The organism is Mesorhizobium sophorae (genome assembly GCF_002270415.1).
GTDB lineage: Bacteria > Pseudomonadota > Alphaproteobacteria > Rhizobiales > Rhizobiaceae > Mesorhizobium > Mesorhizobium sophorae.
The window spans coordinates 266,701-286,257 of the sequence record NZ_NNRI01000012.1; the positions used below are offsets into that span (position 1 = coordinate 266,701).

General features: G+C 62.0%; 18 protein-coding genes. 10 read left to right on the forward strand and 8 right to left on the reverse strand.

What is annotated here, in order from left to right; all coding sequences use genetic code 11:
• Positions 1 to 8: 8 nt before the first annotated feature.
• On the reverse strand, positions 9 to 1,886 hold the full coding sequence (locus CGZ66_RS18615; protein WP_095086361.1) for a glycosyltransferase family 2 protein: 1,878 nt from the start codon (positions 1,884 to 1,886) through the stop codon (positions 9 to 11).
• Positions 1,887 to 2,510: 624 nt separating this feature from the next.
• On the opposite strand from CGZ66_RS18615, the gene CGZ66_RS18620 reads away from it, so the two are divergent.
• From CGZ66_RS18620 to CGZ66_RS18630, 3 genes are all read left to right on the forward strand, one after another.
• Positions 2,511 to 3,434 carry a glycoside hydrolase family 26 protein gene (locus CGZ66_RS18620; RefSeq protein WP_095086364.1) on the forward strand — a complete coding sequence of 308 codons (924 nt, stop codon included), beginning with the start codon at positions 2,511 to 2,513 and terminating at the stop codon, positions 3,432 to 3,434.
• A gap of 60 nt (positions 3,435 to 3,494) precedes the next feature.
• Positions 3,495 to 4,013 carry a DUF995 domain-containing protein gene (locus CGZ66_RS18625; RefSeq protein WP_095086367.1) on the forward strand — a complete coding sequence of 173 codons (519 nt, stop codon included), beginning with the start codon at positions 3,495 to 3,497 and terminating at the stop codon, positions 4,011 to 4,013.
• 575 nt (positions 4,014 to 4,588) lie between these two features.
• The gene (locus CGZ66_RS18630; protein ID WP_095086370.1) at positions 4,589 to 5,164 is read left to right on the forward strand and encodes a T6SS immunity protein Tdi1 domain-containing protein; all 576 of its coding nucleotides are present in this window, start codon (positions 4,589 to 4,591) and stop codon (positions 5,162 to 5,164) included.
• A gap of 27 nt (positions 5,165 to 5,191) precedes the next feature.
• Here CGZ66_RS18630 and CGZ66_RS18635 read toward each other — a convergent pair whose 3' ends face one another.
• From CGZ66_RS18635 to CGZ66_RS39210, 3 genes are read right to left on the reverse strand one after another with little or no spacing between them, the layout of a single operon-like run.
• Positions 5,192 to 5,641, reverse strand: coding sequence for a DNA polymerase III subunit chi (locus tag CGZ66_RS18635; RefSeq protein ID WP_095086373.1), 450 nt, complete (start codon positions 5,639 to 5,641; stop codon positions 5,192 to 5,194).
• Positions 5,642 to 5,669: 28 nt separating this feature from the next.
• Positions 5,670 to 7,160, reverse strand: a complete 1,491-nt coding sequence (locus tag CGZ66_RS18640; RefSeq protein WP_095086762.1) for a leucyl aminopeptidase — start codon at positions 7,158 to 7,160, stop codon at positions 5,670 to 5,672.
• Positions 7,160 to 7,522, reverse strand: coding sequence for a hypothetical protein (locus tag CGZ66_RS39210; RefSeq protein WP_143748785.1), 363 nt, complete (start codon positions 7,520 to 7,522; stop codon positions 7,160 to 7,162). Before CGZ66_RS39210 ends, CGZ66_RS18640 begins: the two co-directional genes overlap by 1 nt.
• Between CGZ66_RS39210 and lptF the strand changes: the two genes are divergently transcribed.
• The 6 genes from lptF (at position 7,512) to rsmA (ending at position 15,143) form a co-directional block, all read left to right on the forward strand.
• Positions 7,512 to 8,708, forward strand: coding sequence for an LPS export ABC transporter permease LptF (lptF, locus tag CGZ66_RS18645; protein WP_095086376.1), 1,197 nt, complete (start codon positions 7,512 to 7,514; stop codon positions 8,706 to 8,708). The genes CGZ66_RS39210 and lptF overlap by 11 nt on opposite strands.
• Entirely contained in the window at positions 8,705 to 9,790 is a 1,086-nt protein-coding gene (gene lptG, locus CGZ66_RS18650; protein ID WP_206073729.1) for an LPS export ABC transporter permease LptG, read from the forward strand. Before lptF ends, lptG begins: the two co-directional genes overlap by 4 nt.
• Positions 9,790 to 12,225, forward strand: coding sequence for an LPS-assembly protein LptD (locus CGZ66_RS18655; protein ID WP_167392162.1), 2,436 nt, complete (start codon positions 9,790 to 9,792; stop codon positions 12,223 to 12,225). The genes lptG and CGZ66_RS18655 overlap by 1 nt, the downstream gene beginning before the upstream one ends.
• Before the next feature lie 90 nt (positions 12,226 to 12,315).
• Complete coding sequence (locus tag CGZ66_RS18660; RefSeq protein ID WP_167392163.1) at positions 12,316 to 13,254, forward strand: peptidylprolyl isomerase; 939 nt, start codon at positions 12,316 to 12,318, stop codon at positions 13,252 to 13,254.
• A gap of 13 nt (positions 13,255 to 13,267) precedes the next feature.
• Positions 13,268 to 14,284, forward strand: coding sequence for a 4-hydroxythreonine-4-phosphate dehydrogenase PdxA (gene pdxA, locus CGZ66_RS18665; protein WP_425352297.1), 1,017 nt, complete (start codon positions 13,268 to 13,270; stop codon positions 14,282 to 14,284).
• 25 nt (positions 14,285 to 14,309) lie between these two features.
• Positions 14,310 to 15,143 carry a 16S rRNA (adenine(1518)-N(6)/adenine(1519)-N(6))-dimethyltransferase RsmA gene (gene rsmA / locus CGZ66_RS18670; protein WP_095086389.1) on the forward strand — a complete coding sequence of 278 codons (834 nt, stop codon included), beginning with the start codon at positions 14,310 to 14,312 and terminating at the stop codon, positions 15,141 to 15,143.
• 36 nt (positions 15,144 to 15,179) lie between these two features.
• On the opposite strand, the gene gmk is transcribed toward rsmA, so the two are convergent.
• The 3 genes from gmk to mltG form a co-directional block, all read right to left on the reverse strand.
• The gene (gmk, locus tag CGZ66_RS18675) at positions 15,180 to 15,836 is read right to left on the reverse strand and encodes a guanylate kinase (protein ID WP_095086392.1); all 657 of its coding nucleotides are present in this window, start codon (positions 15,834 to 15,836) and stop codon (positions 15,180 to 15,182) included.
• Positions 15,837 to 15,839: 3 nt separating this feature from the next.
• Positions 15,840 to 16,730 (reverse strand): YicC/YloC family endoribonuclease, encoded by an 891-nt coding sequence (locus CGZ66_RS18680; protein WP_095086395.1) that lies wholly within the window; start codon positions 16,728 to 16,730, stop codon positions 15,840 to 15,842.
• A gap of 158 nt (positions 16,731 to 16,888) precedes the next feature.
• Complete coding sequence (gene mltG, locus CGZ66_RS18685) at positions 16,889 to 18,112, reverse strand: endolytic transglycosylase MltG (protein ID WP_245331142.1); 1,224 nt, start codon at positions 18,110 to 18,112, stop codon at positions 16,889 to 16,891.
• On the opposite strand from mltG, the gene CGZ66_RS40810 reads away from it, so the two are divergent.
• Positions 18,018 to 18,287 carry a hypothetical protein gene (locus tag CGZ66_RS40810; RefSeq protein ID WP_245331143.1) on the forward strand — a complete coding sequence of 90 codons (270 nt, stop codon included), beginning with the start codon at positions 18,018 to 18,020 and terminating at the stop codon, positions 18,285 to 18,287. The two genes, mltG and CGZ66_RS40810, sit on opposite strands and share 95 nt — an antisense overlap.
• Here the strand turns inward: CGZ66_RS40810 and fabF are convergent.
• Positions 18,275 to 19,537, reverse strand: coding sequence for a beta-ketoacyl-ACP synthase II (gene fabF, locus CGZ66_RS18690; RefSeq protein ID WP_095086397.1), 1,263 nt, complete (start codon positions 19,535 to 19,537; stop codon positions 18,275 to 18,277). The two genes, CGZ66_RS40810 and fabF, sit on opposite strands and share 13 nt — an antisense overlap.
• Between the last annotated feature and the right edge of the window lie 20 nt (positions 19,538 to 19,557).

Below are 19,557 nucleotides of genomic sequence, written 5' to 3' on the forward strand. Positions count from 1 at the left end.
TCTGCCTGTCACCGCTTCTCGTTCCAGCCAGGGTCGAAGTAGAAGTTGCGGTCGCCGGTCTCGCCGCGGCCAGCGCCGGAAACGACGTAGGCGATCCTGACGATGCGAACGCCACCGGCGCCCTGCTGCAGCCCATAGATGCCTTCCAGTCCGCGGTCGTAAAATCCCGCCGCTGGAACCGAGAGCGCAACACAGGCGAGCGATGCCTGCCAGGCGAGTTTCACACCATTGGCTCGCAACGAAATCCTGTTCTCGACGAGGTGCCTGGTGACGATCACAACCACAAGCAACCCGTAGATCAGCGCATTGAATGCGGCGAACCAGTAGAAGCCGGTGGAATTCGAAGGATGATCCACCAGAAGAACCGGCAAGGACGCACCAATCGCAAGCACCACATAAGGAACGATGACGCGCGCCGGCAGAATGTCCTTGGGGCCGCTGCCCTTGGGAGTAACGCGGAAATCGACGAAGGATTTGGTCAGATAGTCGCGGATCGACGACAGCGTTCCGGCGAGCACCCATGGCCAACGCGCGAAGAACAGGAACAGCGTCCCTTCCCAGCTGAGCGTCTTGGCGGTGATCGGGCGCGAAAGCCCGAACGCCTTCAACATCATCACGAGGACGATGAGGGCAATCGAGTTCGGCGCATAGTAGAACAGGAAGTCGACATACATCACGTTGGCGAAGTTCTGGCCCGAACAGAGCGCGTAGATAGGCATGACGTACATCAGAAGCGCAAATGTGGCGAACAGCGGATACCACAGCTGGCAAAAAAGGAACTGGAATTTCAGACGCGGCGGCAGCTTGGAAAGGTAGCTGGGCGAGTATTCGAGCAAGATCGTCATCAGGCTCCGCGACCACTGGAATTCCTGCGTGACAAGATCGGCAAAGGTCTGCGGGCCATCGCCATGCGCGATGGCGTCGATGGCATGCACACCGCGCCATCCGGCCGCATTGATCAGCATCGACGTTGAATGGTCCTCGGCCAGTTCCGGGCCAAGACCACCCGCTTGCCTCAGCGCGGCGGTTCGCACGGCATAGTGCGAGCCGATGCAGAGCGGAGCCCCGCCGCCCGTATGGCCGGACTGCAAGGGACCGTGAAACATCCCTTCCGGAAACAGCCTGCCGCGCGCCGACCAGCTCTCGGCGGCATTGTTGTCGCAAATGCTCGGCGCCGAGACATAGCCAACCGCAGGATCTGCGAAGGGAAACAGGATTTCCCTCAGATAGGTTGGCGTCGGCACGTGGTCGGCATCCAACTGAGCGACGAAATCATAGCGCTCATAGCCATAATGATCGTAGAAAAATGCCAGGTTCCCCTCTTTGCAGCGCGTCCGGCGCGGCCACACCTTGCGATGATAATCTTCCCGGCCGCGTCGGGTCGAAATCATTACATTGTGGGCTTCGCACCAGGCGATCGTCTCCTCGGATGGGTCCTCGTCTGCCAGCCAGGTATCGTGTGGATAATCCTGCACCAGCATCGCTTCGAGCGTGCGCGCGACCACTGCAAAAGGCTCGGACGGCGCCTTGGTGACCACCATCGCGACCCGCGAATGCTCAGGGATTGCGTGAAGTTTGGACGGCTTTTTCGACGCATGCACGTTCAGGAGGAAGTACAACGGCATGAGTGTGAGCCATACCAGAATGAGCGTCGCGAATGCGTATGGCCCGACATGCTCGACGTGCTCGGGCTTCAGCCACCAGAACCAGAAGAACCCGAGCGTGACGAACCAGAAGGCCAGGGCCAGTCTCAAGATCCATTGCTGGGTGGCCGACAGCACGGGCACCAGAAAAGGGCCCTTCCGCGCAGTGGCGACAGCCGTCTCAGGTCGCCGTGCCCGCCTGCTTGCATGGTCGACAATGCCTGCCTGAACGGAAGCACTCATACACTTACCCGCCGCCACTTTGGGCTCTCCGCCGACAGATGGCTGAAAGCTCTCAAATCCCGGCGACAGAATCAGTCCGCGCTTTGTTAGAGTCAACTAAATTAAGCGTTCGTTAACCATGGTTCTTGAGATCTGGTTAACCTAACACCTTGAATCGGGAAGGGAATAACCGCGACCGACGCAGCCCAGCAATGACGAGCCGGCAAAGTTTTCTTGTGTCGGAAGTTTGCTGTGGGGCCGAGGCTTTCCGGTCGCGAGCAGGCTCGAGAGCAGCGTTAACCATGTTGTGAAAGACAGGGTTAAGCAACCGTTAATTGCGCTTGACTCCTGGCCGCGACCGCCTCTTAATTTAGCCTGGGATGATATATCGGGATATTGGGCGCGAATTTGTGAGTATCGCGGCGAACCTTCTCTCTATAGCGCGTCTATGTCGGCGCCCTGAGAGATAGATAATCGTTTGGTGGGCTCTGTGCGAAGGTTCGTACACCCGCCTATGGTCGCTTAGAAATCCCGCGGATTCCACCAGTATTGCCGATCGGTTGGGTAGTCGCGTCGATCAAGCATCGGCGCGCACGGGCGAGGCTTCAACTTCCGCAGGATGTTGAAGCTATGGGAGTATCAAACATGAAACACACCACAACAAATGCACTTGCGATCGCGCTTGTATTGGGCGCAAGCGTCGCGTTCCCCACTGCGGGAGGCGCTGGCTCAGTGGCCACGACCGACCCCGTTCAGACGAGCAGCGCCGCGTCGGCGTTCGGATCCTATGATCCCTACGGAGACTTCAGCGCCGACAAGAGCGCCAGCATCGAAGAGTTATTCCTGCCCTGGGAAGACGTCGACCTGGCGAGCCTTCCCCTGGCCGACGCCTATGCCCTTCAGCGAAACCGGTCGCTGTTGATCACCATCGAGCCGTGGACCTGGTCGAAGGACTGGCGCATCACTCCGACCGAACTGCGCAACGGCATATTGAGCGGCAAGTATGACGCCAACATGCAGGCAATCTGCAATCTGGTGGGCGCCATGAAGAGCCCGGTAACCATTCGCTGGGCGCAGGAAATGGAGGACAAGAACGGCCGCTTCACCTGGGCCAACTGGGCTCCCAAGGACTGGATCGCCGCTTACAAGCGCGAGGTCGATATCTGCCGCAAGGCTGCCCCCGCCGCCAAATATATGTGGTCACCCAAAGGCGAAGAGGGTCTGGAAAAATACTATCCCGGCGACGACTACGTCGACGTCATCGGCCTGTCGGTGTTCGGCCTGCAGAAAAAGGACAACAACGAGACCGGTCACGACCGGACGTTCGCCGAGGCGCTCAAGCCCGGCTATGACCGCGTCGCGGGCTTCAACAAGCCGGTCGTGGTGGCGGAGCTCGGCTATGTCGGGAAGCAGGAATATGTCTCGAAATGGGAAATCGATTCCCGCAAGTCCTATTCTGAATTTCCGGCCCTGACCTCGGTCGTCTACTTCAACCAGAAGGAAGTGTGGCCGTGGCTGGGTGGCTATGGACTGCCCGATTGGAGGGTTACCCAGCATATCTTGCCCTAGGGGGTGCTGTACCGGGTGTGGTGCAAAACTGGGCGTGGCGTAAAATAGTGGGGTAGGGTCGTGAAACGAGTATTGGGGAATTGTATCGGAACGGCGCTTGCCTGTTCCATCGGTGTCTTTGCCTTCCAGCTTCCCGCGGCAGCGATGACAGCGGCGCAGGTCGCCGAAATGGCGAGCCAAGCGGAGGCGGTGCCCGATGCGGGTATCTACCAGATGTACCAGAACCGTTCGTGGCTCTGGGGTCAAAACGGTGCCGGATTTTTTGCCGTGCAGCGCCGTCAATTCAGCGCCTGGACCTCGGACAAGGGCAAACTGGGCTACGGCGACGGCATCTGGTTCCTCCCCGGAGGAGGCAAGCTGTGCTTCCGCGCAAAATGGCATGGAGCAGGAGGTGACTCCGACGCCCTCACCTGTTTCGAGCATCGCCAGGCCGGCAGGGTGGTTTACCAGCGCAAGATTCCGGATGGCGACTGGTACGTTTTCAGGAGCTCGGATCGCAACATGGCGGACGAGTTCATGAAAGTAAAATACGGCGACTACGCCACCTGGAAACAAAACCGGATCAAGGCAAGGCCGTAGATAGGGTCAAGCGCGACAAGCCGATGATAGCTTCGCCATAGCGGTCGCCGACGTGTCGTCATGTCGGCGTTCTAGCAATCGATCAGCCTGCCATATGGGCGCCGAGCGGCATGCGCCACAAACGCTGCTGTCTTCGCCTGCCCCACTGCAGACATAGCACTCGATGGCGCCGGTGGCGGTTTCCCACTGGCCACGGCCGCGCCCCTACCTTCGTCGAACACACGCGACGTCACGAATGCAGCCGGTACGGCGCGCGCCGGTCCCAGCGATCTTCATCCGCATTCTCAGCCCGCTGCGCGGGTTGGTGCATATTGACCTAAAAGCGGTCGGCGCCAGATGATAACAGGTACCGCTTATCCACAACCGGAACGGGAAAATGTACGCCGTCTCTACAAGAAATCGTTGCCGTCCTTACAGGTTGTAAGTATACTCGCACCGCTTGGGACAAGAGGGGCGACTTTCTTTGGGTATCTACGGGATGGCCTGCGCCAACTGAGGATCTGGCTTGCGGTAGATTGCTCTTTGTGTCCGCGATTCTAGTCATTTAATTCTCCCGTTCCTCTTTGTGGTGGTTTATGGGCAATCCTTTCTCGCGCCTTATTTCTTCGATTTTTGGAGGTTTTCGCACGGTAGGGGATGAACCTGACGGTCGCTCGATCAGCGCCGTTTGGCCTCCCGACCTCAAATTCCTTTTCATCGAGCCCTCTGGCAAGGATGTGGCCGAGGCGCTGGATGGCTGGAAATGGATCGGGCTGGATGGCCTTGAGCCAACCGCTGTTTCGGCCTTCGGCGATATCTTTTTCCGTGCCTCAGACGGATCGATCCATCTCCTCGACACGATCACGGGCCGACTGAGGCCGGTGTCCGCAAACTGGGATGAATTTTCGGCGTTGGTGCAGAACGCCGATAGCCAGGACGACTTGCTGCTCGCCGGTCTTGTTAAAGCGGCGCGCAAGAACGGATTGATCCTGAAGGCCGGCCAATGCTACGACTTTAAAACGCCGCCAGTGCTTGGTGGCGAAATGAGCGTCGAGCAGACGCAGGCAACCTTTTTCGTGGTGAAGGTGCATATTGCGGGGCAGATCCACGGGAAGATAAAAGATCTTCCTCCCGGCACGAAAATCAACAAGGTAACGATCAGCAACGGCTAACGCCGCCTACGCCTTGCGCTCCCAGCGCTACGCCTTGCGCTCCCAGCGCCGGTCCGGCGTCTGCTGCCAGTAGGTGACGGCGTGGCCGGCGTCCTTCATCGTCTTCCAGTGCCCTCGAGCCGCCTCGACCTGGGCGGCATCGTGGCCGTCAAACAGGAACACCGCACGTTCGTAGCCGCCAAGCTCGGGCGGCATGGCGCCATCGACCAGGAAGCGGATTTTTGCCTCGTTGAGATTGCCGTCGCCGGTGGTCAACAGGATCGGCTGTTCACCGGGATAGGCCTCACGATCGGTTGCATGCGCGAGGAACGAATCGTCGCGAAATGTCCAAAGATGCTGGTCGAGCGCATCGCGGCGTTCCTCGGTGCCGGTCTGCACCACGGCGCGCCAGCCACGGTCGATGCTGCGCTCCAGGAGGCCGGGCAGTGCATCCTCCAGCGTCGATTCGGTCAGGTGGTAGAACAGGACGTCGGCCATCGCCTCAGCCTATACCGGATGAACCCGGTTACTGCTCATAATTGTCTCGCACCAGCCGGTCGAGCAGCCTGACGCCGAAACCGGAACCCCAGGACTGGTTGATCTCGTTCGATGGCGAGCCCATCGCCGTGCCGGCAATGTCGAGATGCGCCCAGGGGGTCTCCTTGACGAAACGCTGCAGGAATTGCGCGGCGATGATGGCACCGCCATAGCGGCCGCCAATGTTCTTCATGTCGGCATTCTTGGAATCGATCAGCTTGTCGTATTCGGCGCCGAGCGGCATGCGCCACAGCCGCTCCTGCGTCGCCTGCCCCGCCGCCGTCAGCCTTTGCGCCAATTCGTCATTGTTGGAAAACAGGCCGGCATGGTGCTGGCCAAGCGCCACCATGATGGCGCCGGTCAGCGTCGCCAGATTGACCATGAATTTCGGCTGGAAACGGTCGTTGCAGTACCACAGCGCGTCGGCTAGCACGAGGCGGCCTTCGGCGTCGGTGTTGAGCACCTCGATGGTCTGCCCCGACATAGAAGTGACGATATCGCCGGGGCGCTGGGCATGGCCGTCGACGGCGTTCTCGACCAGGCCGATGACGCCGACGACATTGGCCTTTGCCTTGCGGGCGGCCAGCGCATGCATCAGGCCGGTGACGGCGGCGGCACCACCCATGTCGCCCTTCATGTCCTCCATGCCGGAGGCCGGCTTCATCGAATTGCCGCCGGTGTCGAACGTGACGCCCTTGCCGACGAACGCAACCGGACTGTCCTTTGGCTTACCGCCGTTCCACTGCATGATCGCCATGCGGGCGCCGCGCGGCGAGCCCTGCGCGACACCGAGCAGCGAGCCCATGCCGAGCTTCTTCATCTCCTTCTCGGCCAGGATCTCGACCTTGACGCCGAGCGCCTCGAGTTCCTTGGCGCGGGCGGCGAACTCAACCGGCCCAAGCACGTTTGCCGGTTCGTTGACCAGGTCGCGCGCCAGAAGCACGCCGTCCATCACCGCCTCGGCGTCAGCGAAGGCCTTCTTCGCAGCGGTCGGAGCGGCGGTGTGGATGGTGACCTTGACCGGCTTTTTCGGCTCGGCCTCGTCCTTGTCCTTCCTGGTCTTGTACTTGTCGAAGGCATAGCTGCGCAGAAGAATGCCTGCCGCGAGGCTTGCCGCCTCCTTGCCGCTCGGCGAGGCGCCGACGATTTCGAGCACCACGGCCACGTCGGTCGCCTTGCGCAGCGACCCGGCAATGGTGCCGCCAAGCTTCAGCCACGCATATTCGTCGAGCCCCGACACCTTGCCGGCGCCGATCGCCACCAGCCTGTCGAGCGACGCTCCTTCGGGCGCCAGAACTTCGACGGTGCTGGCGAACTTGCCGGTGAATTCGGCGACCGGAAAGGCCCGCTCCAATGTCTTGCCCGGATCGCAAGCCTTGGCGGCGTCGCTCAGGCCGCCCTCATCCGCCGACAGCACGAAGACCGTGCCATTCTTGGGTACGGAAAATTTGGCGAAGGCGATCGAAGGTCTTTGGCTCATCATGTCCTGCTTTCGGAAAATGCGTAGCTTTTGGGGAAGTGGTTCGAAGCGATGCGCGACATTTGGTCGTTTTCCCGCATTTGGCAAGACTTTGCCAAATTCGCACCCCATATGACCAACGGAATCGATGGTGATTCTTCGCGGCACGGCCCCGCTTTTTGCCGCAACTTGTTGTTAACCATCGATGTTTTCCCTTTCTTATCCATTGCCGCCGACACTCCGACCGCCGGGGCGCGCGCAATGTGGGACGGAACCGGATCGACCATCCATGGAGCCAGTTGTGCAGGCGCCGCCGGACAGCTACCTTGTGCGGTGGCATGATGCCGTTCGAGAAAATCGAGAAAAGCCTTCATGAAGGTCATTGAACGCTACATCATGCGCCGCGCTTTCGTGGTCTTCCTGGCTGCGCTGGTATGGACGCTGGCCATCGTATGGACGACGCAGGTGCTGGCCAAGATCGACCTGGTCACCGACAGCGGCCAGTCGTCGCTGACCTTCTTCGAGGTGGCCGCTCTCATCCTTCCCTCCATCATCCCGATCGTCGTGCCCTTTGCCGTGGTGGTGGCGGTGGCACAGACACTCAGCGTCATGAATTCGGATTCCGAGCTCGCCGTCGTCAACGCCGCGGGCGCCTCGCGCTGGACGATCGTGCGGCCGATCATGCTTCTGGCACTCGCGGCCAGCGTCTTTTCCTTTGCCGTCGACAATGGCATCGACCCTTATGCTCGGCAGAAGAACCGGGCGCTGGTGGCGGCGTCGCACGCGGACCTGCTGTCGCTGATCATCCAGGAAGGCACCTTCCGCAAGATCGAGGATGGGTTGTTCCTGCAGATCGGCGAGCGGCTTCCCGACAATCGGTTGGGCGGTATCTTCGTCGCGGATTCGCGCGAAGAAGGGGTCAACCTCGTGTACTACGCCAAGACCGGCAGCATCATCGAACGCGGCGGCGAAAAGGTGCTGATGATGAATGACGGCGTCATTCATCGCAAAACACTGACCGGCGACCTGTCGGTCATCCGGTTTACATCCTATGCCTTCGACATGTCGGCCTTCATGGCGGCGGCCTCGGAGGTGACGCTGCTGCCGAAGGACCAGACGACGCAGTACCTGCTCAATCCAAACCCCAACGACAAGAACTACCAGCAAATCCCGCTTGAATACCGGGCCGAGCTCAACCAGCGGTTTTCGGAATGGGCCTATTCCATCGTCTTCGCACTGATCGCGCTCGCGGTCGCCGGGGACGCGCGCTCGCACCGCGAGGCACGCGTCAATCCGCTGATCACGGCGATTTCAGTATCGCTGTTCGTGCGCTGGCTGGGCTTCTTTGCCGCCAGCAAGGCCGATGAGGTCCCGCAATATGCCTATATGGTCTACGGCGTGCCCATCGTGGCATCGGCGGTGGCGATCTGGTTCATCGTATCCAACCGGACCTTGGAACTGCCGGTAGCCTGGGCGGACTGGATGACCAATTTCGCCACCCGCATCGGTGACAGCTGGAACGCGCTGAAGCTGCGTTTGTCCGGCACTTCAGGGCAAGGGGTCAGCTGATGGGCTGGACGCTGGGCCGCTATTTCTTCTTCCGCTACGTGACGATCACCTTCTGGTTCTTCATCGGCCTCCTGGCGCTGGTGTTCCTTATCGATTTCACCGAGCTTTCCGGCCGCACCACCGGCCTGCCCGGCTTCACCTACGGGACGGCGGTGGCCATATCCGGGCTGCGGATGCCGATGATCATGCTGCAGACGGTGCCGTTTGTCGGCCTCTTCTCGGCGATGGCGACGCTGGTGTCGCTCAACCGTCGCTACGAACTGGTCATCGCGCGTTCCGCCGGCGTGTCGGCCTGGCAATTCCTGTTGCCCTGCTGCATCGGAGCATTGCTGTTCGGCGTCCTGTCGGTTGGCGCCATCAATCCACTCGCCGCGCACGCCTTTTCCTGGTCCGAGCAGATCGAAACCGAGCTGCGCTCCGGCAAATCGAACACGGTTTCGGCCGATGCCGCACCCTGGATCCGGCAGAAAACCAGCTCCGGGGACACCATCATCGGTGCGCGTGCCATCCTCAACCAAGGCCTCGAGATGGCCGATGTCGTCTTTTTCGTTCTCGACCCGCAAGGCAACATCGTCGAGCGCAAGGATGCCGCGCGCGCCTTCCTGCGCGACGGCTATTGGGAATTGCAGGACGTCAGGACGTTCCAGAACGGCACGATCCAGGCAGCGACAAACGATCGCGTGCCGACCAATCTGAAGCCCGAATTCGTGCAGGAGCGGCTGGCGCGCCCCGAAACCATTCCGTTTTATGATCTGCCCGGAAAGATCGAGGTTGCCCGTTCCTTCGGCCTCAAGGCAAATGCCTTTGCCATGCAGTTTGATTCGCTGGTGGCGTTGCCGTTCCTTCTCGTCGCCATGACGCTGATTGCGGCAACGGTATCAATGCGATTTGCTCGGATGGGACAGTCAGCGACGATGATTCTGGGTGGCATCGTCGCCGGCTTTCTGCTTTATGTCGTTTCGGTTCTGGTGAAGGCATTCGGCGTGGCGGGATTTGTGCCGACTGTCGTAGCCGCCTGGGTCCCGGTCGTGGTGGCTATGTTCTTCGGGGTGACTTTCCTGCTATACAAGGAAGACGGCTAGTGAGGGAGGCGTTTTTGCCCAGCAACAGGCAGGCCGGTTTGGCGCGCCTCTATGCGGCTAGCGCCTTGGCGTGCCTGCTTGCCTGCGCCGTGCCGATGCCCGCGCTTGCGCAGGACGTCAGCGACATGGCGGCCACGGTTCCGTCCGGCTCGCAGATGCTGCTGGCGGCCGACACGCTGGTCTACAACAACGACAACCAGACGGTGACCGCCGTCGGTGGCGTGCAGATCGACTACGGCGGCAATCGCCTTGTCGCCCAGCGGGTCGAATACAACCGCAACACCAAGCGGATGGTCGCTAGCGGCAATGTCGAGGTCGTCAACAGCGACGGCACCAAGATCAATTCGGAACATATCGACATCACCGATGATTTCGCCGACGGCTTCGTCAACGCTTTGCGCGTCGAAACCATCGACAAGGCCTATTTTGCCGCCGAAAGCGCCGAGCGCATGGGCGGCGTGCTGACCACGTTCCACAATGGCGTCTACACCGCCTGCGAACCGTGCGAGGACAAGCCCAACAAGGCGCCGACATGGCGCGTCAAGGCCAGGAAAATCATCTGGAACGGCGAGAAGAAGACGGTTCGCTTCGAGAATGCGAATTTCGAGTTCTTCGGCTTCCCCCTTGCCTACCTGCCCGCGTTTGAGATTGCCGACCCGACAGTGAAGCGCAAGAGCGGCTTCCTGATCCCCAGCATCGTCTACAAGAGCGATCTCGGCGTCGGCGTAAAGGTTCCCTATTATTTCGCCTTGTCACCGACCTACGACCTGACCGTCACCGGCACCGGCTACACCAAGCAAGGCTTCCTCGGCGAGGCCGAGTGGCGCCAGCGCTTTAACAATGGTCAGTACAGTTTGAAGATTGCCGGGATCCAGCAGCGGGATCCTGATGCCTTCCTGGACACGGATGCATTCCCAGCCACTGCTGGCCACAACATCAATTCGGGTGAAGCTGGCGATCCGAACAAATTCCGCGGCATGATGGGCACCCAGGGGCAGTTCGCCATCAATCCGCGCTGGAATTTCGGCTGGGATGTGCTGCTGCAGACCGACAAGAACTTCTCGAACACCTACGGCATCGACAGGTACGGCAGCAGCGTCCACCAGTCGTCGGTCTACCTGACGGGTCTCAACGGCCGCAACTATTTCGACCTGCGCGCCATGCACTTCGAGGTGCAGGAAGATACGCCCAACAGCAATATCTCCGCACGCAGCAACCAGCAGCCCTGGGTGCTGCCGACGCTCGACTACGCCTATATTCCCGACATATCAGTGGCCGGCGGTCAGTTGTCACTCAATGCCAACGCGCGCGTCATCCGCCGCGACGATCTCGATCAGACCTACTTCACCCCCTACACACCGGCGTCGGGCGTCCAACGTGTCCGCGGCATCGAAGGCGAATCCGGACGTCTCACCACCGAGGCCGAGTGGAAGCGGTCCTTCGTCACCGATAATGGGCTGGTGCTGACGCCGTTGCTCGCGCTGCAGGGCGATGTCGACTACGTCAACGCGTCATCGGCTTCGCTTGCCGCAGTCAACCAGATGGCAACGAATTTGGGCCAGCAGGACGATATGCGTTCCTCGTTTGCTCGTTTCATGGCGACCGCCGGGCTCGAAATGCGTTGGCCGGTGCTGTTTTCGAGCGCCAATTCGAGCCATGTGGTCGAGCCGATGGCACAGGTCTTCATGCGCCCGAACGAGCAATATGTCGGCGGGCTTGCTGTTCCCAATGAAGACGCCCAAAGCATGGTCTTCGACGCGACCACGTTGTTCGAACGCGACAAGTTTTCCGGCTACGACCGTGTCGAAGGCGGTTCGCGCGCCAATGTCGGCCTGCGCTATTCCGGCTCCTACAACAATGGCTGGGGCACCAATGCCATTTTCGGCCAGTCCTATCAGATTGGCGGCGAGAATTCCTTCGCCGCGCCGGATCTGGTCAATGTCGGCGCCTTTTCGGGCCTCGACAACACCAAGTCGGACTATGTCGGCCTGTTTGGCGTCAACAGCCCCAATGGCTTTGCTGCCTCGGTTAGCGGCCGGTTCGACGAACAGAGCTTTGAAATGCGCCGCGGCGAGCTAAAGGCCGCCTATACCGGCCTGCCGGTATCGCTGACCGCCAAATACGCCTTCATCCAGGCACAGCCGCTTTACGGTTTCACGACCGACCGCCACGAAGTCACGCTTGGTGCGTCGACGCATCTCGCTGAGAACTGGCGCGTCTTCGGGACCGGAACCTATGATTTGCAGGAAAGCCTGCTGGTCAGCGACGGCGTCGGCTTCGCCTACAACGATTCCTGCTTCACCTATCTGATGACGTACTCGCAGTCGCGCGACCTGAACACTCGGGAGGTGTCGCAGACCATCGGCTTCAACCTGTCGTTCCGTACCCTCGGCGATTTCGGCTCGTCGAGCAGTGCCATCGACACGATCCAGTAACAGTCGGCGACATCGTTTCGCCGCATAGGGCTGGCACGGATTTCGTGCACCCGGAACGCATGAATTGGGCGGAACCGGGATAGAATTGGGATGCCAACGATGAGGAAATATCTGTTTTCAGCAGGGTTCGCGCTGCTTTTGGCGGCGACGTCCGTGTCGGTCACCGTGATGACGCCGCCGGCTTTCGCCAGCGAGATCAAATATGTCGTCAATGACGTTCCGGTCACCTCCGGTGACATCGCGCATCGCGCCGCCTTCTTGAAGCTGCAGCGCAAGAAGGGCGATGCCGCCCAGGAAATGATCGACCAGACACTGCGGCTGGCCGAGGCCAAGCGGCTTGGTATCCGCATCAGCGATGCGCAGGTCGAGGCTGCCTACCAGCGCTTTGCCTCGAACAACAAGATGCAGCTCAGCCAGCTCGACGGCGTCATGGAGAAATCAGGCGTCACCAAGGGCCACTTCAAGGAATTCATCCGCGCCCAGATGGCCTGGAACCAGGCCTTGAGCGCGCGTTACCGTTCTGGCGATGGCACCGGCGCCGTCAGCGAGCAAGACCTTGTCAGGAAGATGCTCGAAAAAGGCGGCTCCAAGCCGAGCGCTACCGAGTACATGCTGCAGCAGGTCATCTTCGTGGTACCAGCCGCCGAGCGTAGCGCGACGCTGGCCAAACGCAAGCGTGAGGCTGACGCCATGCGCGCCCGCTTCAACGGCTGCAGCACGACGCATGAGTTCGCCAAGGGCCTGATCGACGTCACCGTTCGTGACCTGGGCCGGGTGCTGGCGCCGCAACTGCCGTCGGACTGGGCCGAGCAGATCAAGGCAACCAAGGTCGGTGGCGCAACCGTCACGCGCGAGACCGAACGCGGCGTCGAATTCATCGGCATCTGCTCGTCGCGCGAAGTCTCGGACGATAAGGTTGCCCAGATGGTGTTCCAGAGCGAAGGCTCAGGTGGTGACAAGAACGCCGATGAGCTCAGCAAGAAATATGTCGACGAGTTGAAGGCGAAAGCCCGCATCGTCAAGCGCTGACGTGGGCAGCACAGTGAGTGCGCTCGCCTTGAGCGCCGGCGATCCGTCCGGCATCGGGCCGGAGATCGCGATTGCCGCTTTCATGGCGCGCGAGGCCGCAGCCTTGCCTCCCTTCTATCTGCTCGCCGATCCGGCGCTGATCGCCTCCCGGGCCCGCCTCCTCGGCATTTCGTTGCCGGTCGTTGAAACGACACCCGCGAAAGCGGCGCAAGTGTTTGGCCGCGCCCTGCCGATCGTGCCGCTGGCTGCTCGCTGCATCGACAGCCCCGGCCGGCCGGACCCGGCCAATGCGGCCGCCACCATCGAAGCCATCGACCGCGCCGTCGCCGACTGCCTTGCCGGCGACGCCGCCGCTGTCGTCACCTGCCCGATCGCCAAGAAGCCCCTCTACGATGCCGGCTTTGGCTTTCCCGGCCACACTGAATATCTGGCGCATCTGTCGGCCCGACACACTGGCGTCGAGGCGATGCCGGTGATGATGCTGGCCGGCCCCGAGTTGCGCACCGTCCCCGTCACCATACACATCGCGCTGGCGGCGGTGCCCAAGGCGCTGACCACCGAATTGATCGTCGCGACCGCCCGCATCACCGCTGCCGACCTCATCGGCCGCTTCGGCATCGCCAGGCCGCGGCTGGCCATTGCCGGGCTCAATCCGCATGCGGGTGAAGGCGGTGCCATGGGCCTCGAGGACGAGCGCATCGTGCGCCCGGCGGTCGACATCCTGCGAGCCGAAGGCATCGACGCTTTCGGCCCCCTGCCCGCCGATACATTGTTCCACGCCCGGGCCCGGGCCGGCTACGATGCGGCCCTGTGCATGTATCACGACCAGGCGCTGATTCCGGCCAAGGCACTGGCCTTCGACGAGGCGGTCAATGTCACGCTCGGCCTGCCCTTCATTCGCACCTCGCCCGACCACGGTACGGCCTTCGACATTGCCGGCAAGGGCGTGGCGAGGCCCGACAGCCTGATGGCGGCGCTGAAGCTCGCCAGGCGATTGGCCGACAGCGGCACGAGGGCCGCCGCAGTATGAGCGCTTCCTGCCTGAGCCTGCGCGCATGAGCATCGATGGGCTGCCGCCGCTGCGCGAGGTGATCGAGCGTCATGGGCTGCAGGCAAAGAAGGCGCTCGGCCAGAATTTCCTGTTCGACCTCAACCTCACCGGCAAGATCGCCCGCACCGCCGGCGACTTGTCCAATGCAACCGTGATCGAGGTCGGTCCCGGCCCTGGCGGGCTGACCCGCGCATTGCTCGCCAACGGGGCGCGCCAGGTCATTGCGATCGAGCGCGACGAACGCTGCCTGGCGGCGCTCGCGGAAATATCGGATCATTATCCCGGCCGGCTGGAGGTTGTATCCGGCGATGCGCTGAAGACGGACTTCGCAGCCCTTGCCGATGGGGGAGCCGGCGGCCCGGTCAAGATCATCGCCAACCTGCCCTACAATATCGGCACGGAGCTGCTGGTGCGCTGGTTGACGGTCGGCGAATGGCCGCCCTTCTATGCATCGATGACCCTGATGTTCCAGCGCGAGGTGGCCCAACGCATCGTCGCCACTCCCGGCAGCGATGCCTATGGCAGGCTTGGCGTGCTGGCCGGCTGGCGCACACAGGCCAGGATCGCCTTCGACGTGCCGCCCCAGGCGTTCACACCGCCGCCCAAGGTCACCTCTTCTGTGGTGCATCTGGAGCCGCGCGCGACACCCCTGCCCGCCGATGTGAAAAAACTCGGCCGCGTCACCGAAGCCGCCTTCGGCCAACGCCGCAAGATGCTGCGGCAGAGTGTGAAAAGCCTCGGCGGCGAAGCTTTGCTCGAACACGCCGGCATCGATCCGACACGCCGCGCGGAAACACTCAGCGTCGAGGAATTCGTGCGCCTGACCAACACGATGTAGCTTTCTTCTCCCTGTTCACAGGGGAAGGAAGAAGCATCAGCCGGTCTTCTCATCCAACAGTCCCGAGACGAAATCGAACAGGCCGGGCCGGCGATCGCGTCTCAGCCGCTCGGCGACGACGATGCCGCGCACTTCGGCGAAGGCGCGATCGAGGTCGTCATTGACGATGACGAAATCATATTCCTTCCAGTGCTCGATCTCGTTGCGGGCGTTTTTCAGCCGCGTCTCGATCACCGCCTCCTGGTCTTCGGCGCGACGCTTCAGCCGCGCCTTCAATTCCTTCATCGACGGCGGCAGGATGAAAATCGAGACGATATCGGCACGCATCTTCTCCTTGAGCTGCTGTGCGCCTTGCCAGTCGATGTCGAACAGCATGTCGCGCCCTTCAGCCAGCGCCAGTTCGGCCGGCTCGCGCGGTGTCGCGTAGCAATTGCCGTGCACTTCGGCCCATTCCAGCAGGGCGTCGGAATCGCGCAGCCGCTCGAAATCGCGCATTGTCCGGAAATGGTAGTGAACACCTTCGATCTCACTGCCGCGGCGCGGTCTGGTGGTGACCGAGACCGACAGTTCGAGGCTGGAATCGCTTTCCAGAAGGTTGCGCGCGATCGTCGACTTGCCGGCGCCGGACGGCGACGACAGGACGAGCATCAGGCCCCGGCGGCGAATGCGGGACCCTAAATCCTTGGCAACCATCGGCTACTCCAGATTCTGGATCTGTTCACGAAACTGGTCGACCACGGCCTTCAGTTCCAGCCCGATCGCGGTGACCGTAGCGGCGTTCGACTTCGAGCACAGCGTATTCGATTCGCGGTTAAATTCCTGTGCCAGAAAATCGAGCTTGCGGCCGACCGCGCCGCCACCCTCGAGCAGTGCCCGACCAGATGCGACATGCGTTTTCAGGCGGTCGATCTCTTCGCGAATATCGGCTTTGGTGGCCAGGAAAGCCGCCTCCATGTGCAACCGGCTGGCGTCCAGATTGGCGGACGCGTCCATCAGCAGCCTGACCTGCTCGGCGAGGCGTTCGCGGATCGCCGCCGTCTCGCGCGACGGATCGGCCTCGGCCCGCAACGTCAGCGCCTCGATTGCGTCGATATGGCCCGCCAACAGCAGGGCCAGCGCGGCACCTTCGCCCTGTCGCGCCTGTTCCAGCCCTTTGAGGGCCACCTCGAGCGCAGCCGTGATCGCGATGTCGAGCGCGGCGCGCACATCTTCGGTTTCGACAGTCTCGGGAATATCGAGCACGCCGCGCAGCGAAAGCAATCCGTCTGATGTCGCGGGGGCGACACCGAACTGCTCCTGCAACCGCTTGGCGAGCCCCGCAAGGTCCTTCAGAAAGACTTCGTTGACGACGGGCTGCGCCTGCGCGCCGGCGGCACGGCCAATGGTCAGTGTCGCCTGGAAATTACCCCGCGCAAAGCGCTTCTGAAGCGTCTGCCTGACAGCCGGTTCCAGCCGTTCGAAACCTTGCGGCAATCGCAGCCTCACCTCGACGCTCTTGCCGTTGACGGACTTGACCTCCCAGGCGATCGCGGTGCCTTCATGCTCGGCGACGGCACGTGCAAAACCGGTCATGCTCTGCAAATTCATGTCGCCCACAAGTCCCTGGCACATCGCTCCGAAACCGGTTTTCCGGAGGGGAGCACGTGCAGCTTAAAAATGACTGCGCCGCAGGCCCGCCGAAATCGGACGCGCGGCGCTGCTCCAAATGTCAAGGGCGCCGCCTTGTGGCAACGCCCTTCTTCGTCCTACTGGGCAGCGCCCGCATCGCCGCCGCCGCTGTCGTCGCCTCCGTCAGCCGGCTTGTCAACATTGCCGTCAACCGGCTTGTCGGCATTGCCGTCGGCCGGCTTGTCGGCATTGCTGTCGCCGGCGCCGGTGGTGTTGGCGCCTTTGGCGGCGTCGTCGGCCTGCTTTTTCTGCAACGCGCGATAGCGGGCGACGTTCTCATTGTGCTCTTCGAGCGTCGCGGCAAAGACATGGCCGCCGGTACCATCGGCGACGAAGTAAAGATCGTCGGTCTTCGACGGATTGGCCACCGCCTCCAGCGCCGCCCGACCCGGATTGGCGATCGGCGTCGGTGGCAGCCCGTTGATCACATAGGTGTTGTAGGGTGTCTGCTTCTGGATGTCCGACTGGTAGATCGGCCGGTCCGCCGGCTTGCCCTTGCCGCCGAACAGACCGTAGATGATGGTTGGGTCGGATTGCAGGCGCATGCCCTTGGCCAGCCGGTTCAGGAAGACCGCGGCAACCCGTGAGCGCTCGTCACCCTTGCCCGTTTCCTTCTCGACGATCGAGGCCAGCGTAACGAACTCTTCGACATTGGCCAGCGGCAGGTCCGGCGCGCGCCGCTGCCAGACTTCGTCGACCAGCTTCTTCTGATCTCCCAGCAACTTGTCGATCATCTGCTGGCGTGTCGCGCCGCGCGTGAAGCGCAGCGTGTCGGTGGCGAGGCTGCCCTCGGGAGGAGTGGTCGCCGGCATATCGCCGCTCAACGCCGGCTCATCGGCGATGCGCTGCAGCGCCTGCTCGACCGTCAACCCTTCTGGAACGGTCAGCGAATACATCACCGACTTGCCGCTCTTCAAAAGCTCCATGATCTCGCGCATGGAAGCCTTGGGCTTGATCTCGTACTCGCCGGCCTTCAACGCCGAATCATTGCCGTAGGCGCGCACGCCAAGGCGGAAGATCCGGGCGTCGCTGATCAGTCCGCGGCGTTCGAGCTGGTCGGCAATATCCTGGACGCCGGTATTCGGCTTGACCAGGAACGTGTCGCCATTGGCCGAGGGGCCAGCTTCGGTGAATTCCTGCTTGCCGAAATAGACCGCGGCGCCGGCCGCCAGAACCATCAGCATCACCACGGAGATGACGAAGTTCATGAACACGACGACCTGGCTGCGCGAAGCACGCGAGCGCTTCGGCGGCGGTGTGCCGGCCTCCGGCCGCAAGGCCTCGCTCGCCGTCTTCGGCATGATCGGCCCCGATGCCGGACGCTGTCCGAATTCTCCGTTGCCCGCCGGATTTGTGTTCATTTCGCCCTACCGTTTGATCGCTCAACGAATCCCCTGCGGCAGAGTAGGGGCGAATATGGCAAAATTGACGGCATGCCGAAGCATCGCCGGGCAGTTGGACGATCAGCCATTATAGCGCTGGAAGACGAGCGAAGCGTTGGTGCCGCCAAAGCCGAAGGAATTGGACAGCGCAACGTCGATCTGGCGAGCGCGCGGCTTGTTGGGCACCAGGTCGATCGCGGTCTCGCGCTCCGGGTTGTCGAGGTTGATGGTCGCCGGCGCGACATTGTCGCGAATGGCGAGGATCGAAAAGATCGCTTCGGCAGCACCGGCCGCCCCCAGCAGATGGCCGATCGACGACTTGGTCGACGACATCGAAATCTTCGACGCGGCATTGCCGACAAGCCGCTCGACGGCGCCGAGTTCGATCGTATCGGCCATGGTCGAGGTGCCGTGCGCGTTGATGTAGTCGACATCGGCGGGCGTCAGCTTGGCCCGGTTCAACGCCGCCGTCATGCAGCGGAAGGCGCCGTCACCGTCTTCGGCAGGCGCTGTGATGTGATGGGCATCACCGGTGAGGCCGTAGCCGGTCACCTCGGCGTAAATCTTGGCGCCGCGCGCCTTGGCGTGTTCGAGCTCTTCAAGCACGACGACGCCGGCGCCCTCGCCCATGACGAAGCCGTCGCGGTCGCGGTCGTAGGGGCGCGACGCCGTTTGCGGCGCATCGTTGCGATCGGTCGACAGTGCCCGGCACGCGGCGAAGCCGGCGATCGACAGCCGCGTCACCGGCGCTTCGGCGCCACCGGCGACCATCACGTCGGCATCGCCCCACATGATCAGCCGGGCAGCGTCGCCAATGGCGTGCGCACCGGTTGAACAGGCCGTGACGACGGCGTGGTTCGGGCCTTTAAGCCCGTGCCTGATCGAGACCTGCCCGGAGACGAGATTGATGATCTGGCCGGGGATGAAGAACGGGCTGATGCGGCGCGGGCCGCGTTCCTTGAGGATCATCGCGTTCTCGGCGATGCCTTCGATGCCGCCGATGCCGGAGCCGATCAGCACACCCGTGGCGCACTGCTCGGCATGGGTTTTTGGCTCCCAGCCGGAATCCTTCAGCGCCTCGTCGGCGGCGGCAATCCCGTACAGGATGAAGTCGCCGATCTTGCGCAATTCCTTCGGCTCGAGCACGGCCTCGGGATTGAAGGTGGCATTGCTGCCATCGCCACGCGGAATGACGTGGGCGATCTTGCAGGCAAGATCCTCCACCTCAAACTCGGTGATGCGCTTGGCTGCGCTGCGGCCGGTCAGTAGTTCCTTCCAGCTGTGCTCGAAGCCCATGCCGAATGGCGACAACAACCCAAGGCCCGTGACGACGACACGCCTCATCGCAGGTCCTCCCCGGTGAT

What these genes read in the sequence shown, in the direction of transcription:
- CGZ66_RS18635 (WP_095086373.1), bottom strand. Translation starts at nt 5,641, where the DNA reads ATGGCCGACGTCCTGTTCTACCACCTGACCGAATCGACGCTGGAGGAT.
- CGZ66_RS40810 (WP_245331143.1), top strand. Translation starts at nt 18,018, where the DNA reads ATGAACACGACGACCTGGCTGCGCGAAGCACGCGAGCGCTTCGGCGGC.
- lptF (WP_095086376.1), top strand. Translation starts at nt 7,512, where the DNA reads ATGAAGGTCATTGAACGCTACATCATGCGCCGCGCTTTCGTGGTCTTC.
- CGZ66_RS18660 (WP_167392163.1), top strand. Translation starts at nt 12,316, where the DNA reads ATGCCAACGATGAGGAAATATCTGTTTTCAGCAGGGTTCGCGCTGCTT.
- CGZ66_RS18620 (WP_095086364.1), top strand. Translation starts at nt 2,511, where the DNA reads ATGAAACACACCACAACAAATGCACTTGCGATCGCGCTTGTATTGGGC.
- CGZ66_RS18630 (WP_095086370.1), top strand. Translation starts at nt 4,589, where the DNA reads ATGGGCAATCCTTTCTCGCGCCTTATTTCTTCGATTTTTGGAGGTTTT.
- fabF (WP_095086397.1), bottom strand. Translation starts at nt 19,537, where the DNA reads ATGAGGCGTGTCGTCGTCACGGGCCTTGGGTTGTTGTCGCCATTCGGC.
- CGZ66_RS18680 (WP_095086395.1), bottom strand. Translation starts at nt 16,730, where the DNA reads ATGAATTTGCAGAGCATGACCGGTTTTGCACGTGCCGTCGCCGAGCAT.
- CGZ66_RS18640 (WP_095086762.1), bottom strand. Translation starts at nt 7,160, where the DNA reads ATGAGCCAAAGACCTTCGATCGCCTTCGCCAAATTTTCCGTACCCAAG.
- gmk (WP_095086392.1), bottom strand. Translation starts at nt 15,836, where the DNA reads ATGGTTGCCAAGGATTTAGGGTCCCGCATTCGCCGCCGGGGCCTGATG.
- rsmA (WP_095086389.1), top strand. Translation starts at nt 14,310, where the DNA reads ATGAGCATCGATGGGCTGCCGCCGCTGCGCGAGGTGATCGAGCGTCAT.
- CGZ66_RS18615 (WP_095086361.1), bottom strand. Translation starts at nt 1,886, where the DNA reads ATGAGTGCTTCCGTTCAGGCAGGCATTGTCGACCATGCAAGCAGGCGG.
- mltG (WP_245331142.1), bottom strand. Translation starts at nt 18,112, where the DNA reads ATGCCGAAGACGGCGAGCGAGGCCTTGCGGCCGGAGGCCGGCACACCG.
- CGZ66_RS39210 (WP_143748785.1), bottom strand. Translation starts at nt 7,522, where the DNA reads ATGACCTTCATGAAGGCTTTTCTCGATTTTCTCGAACGGCATCATGCC.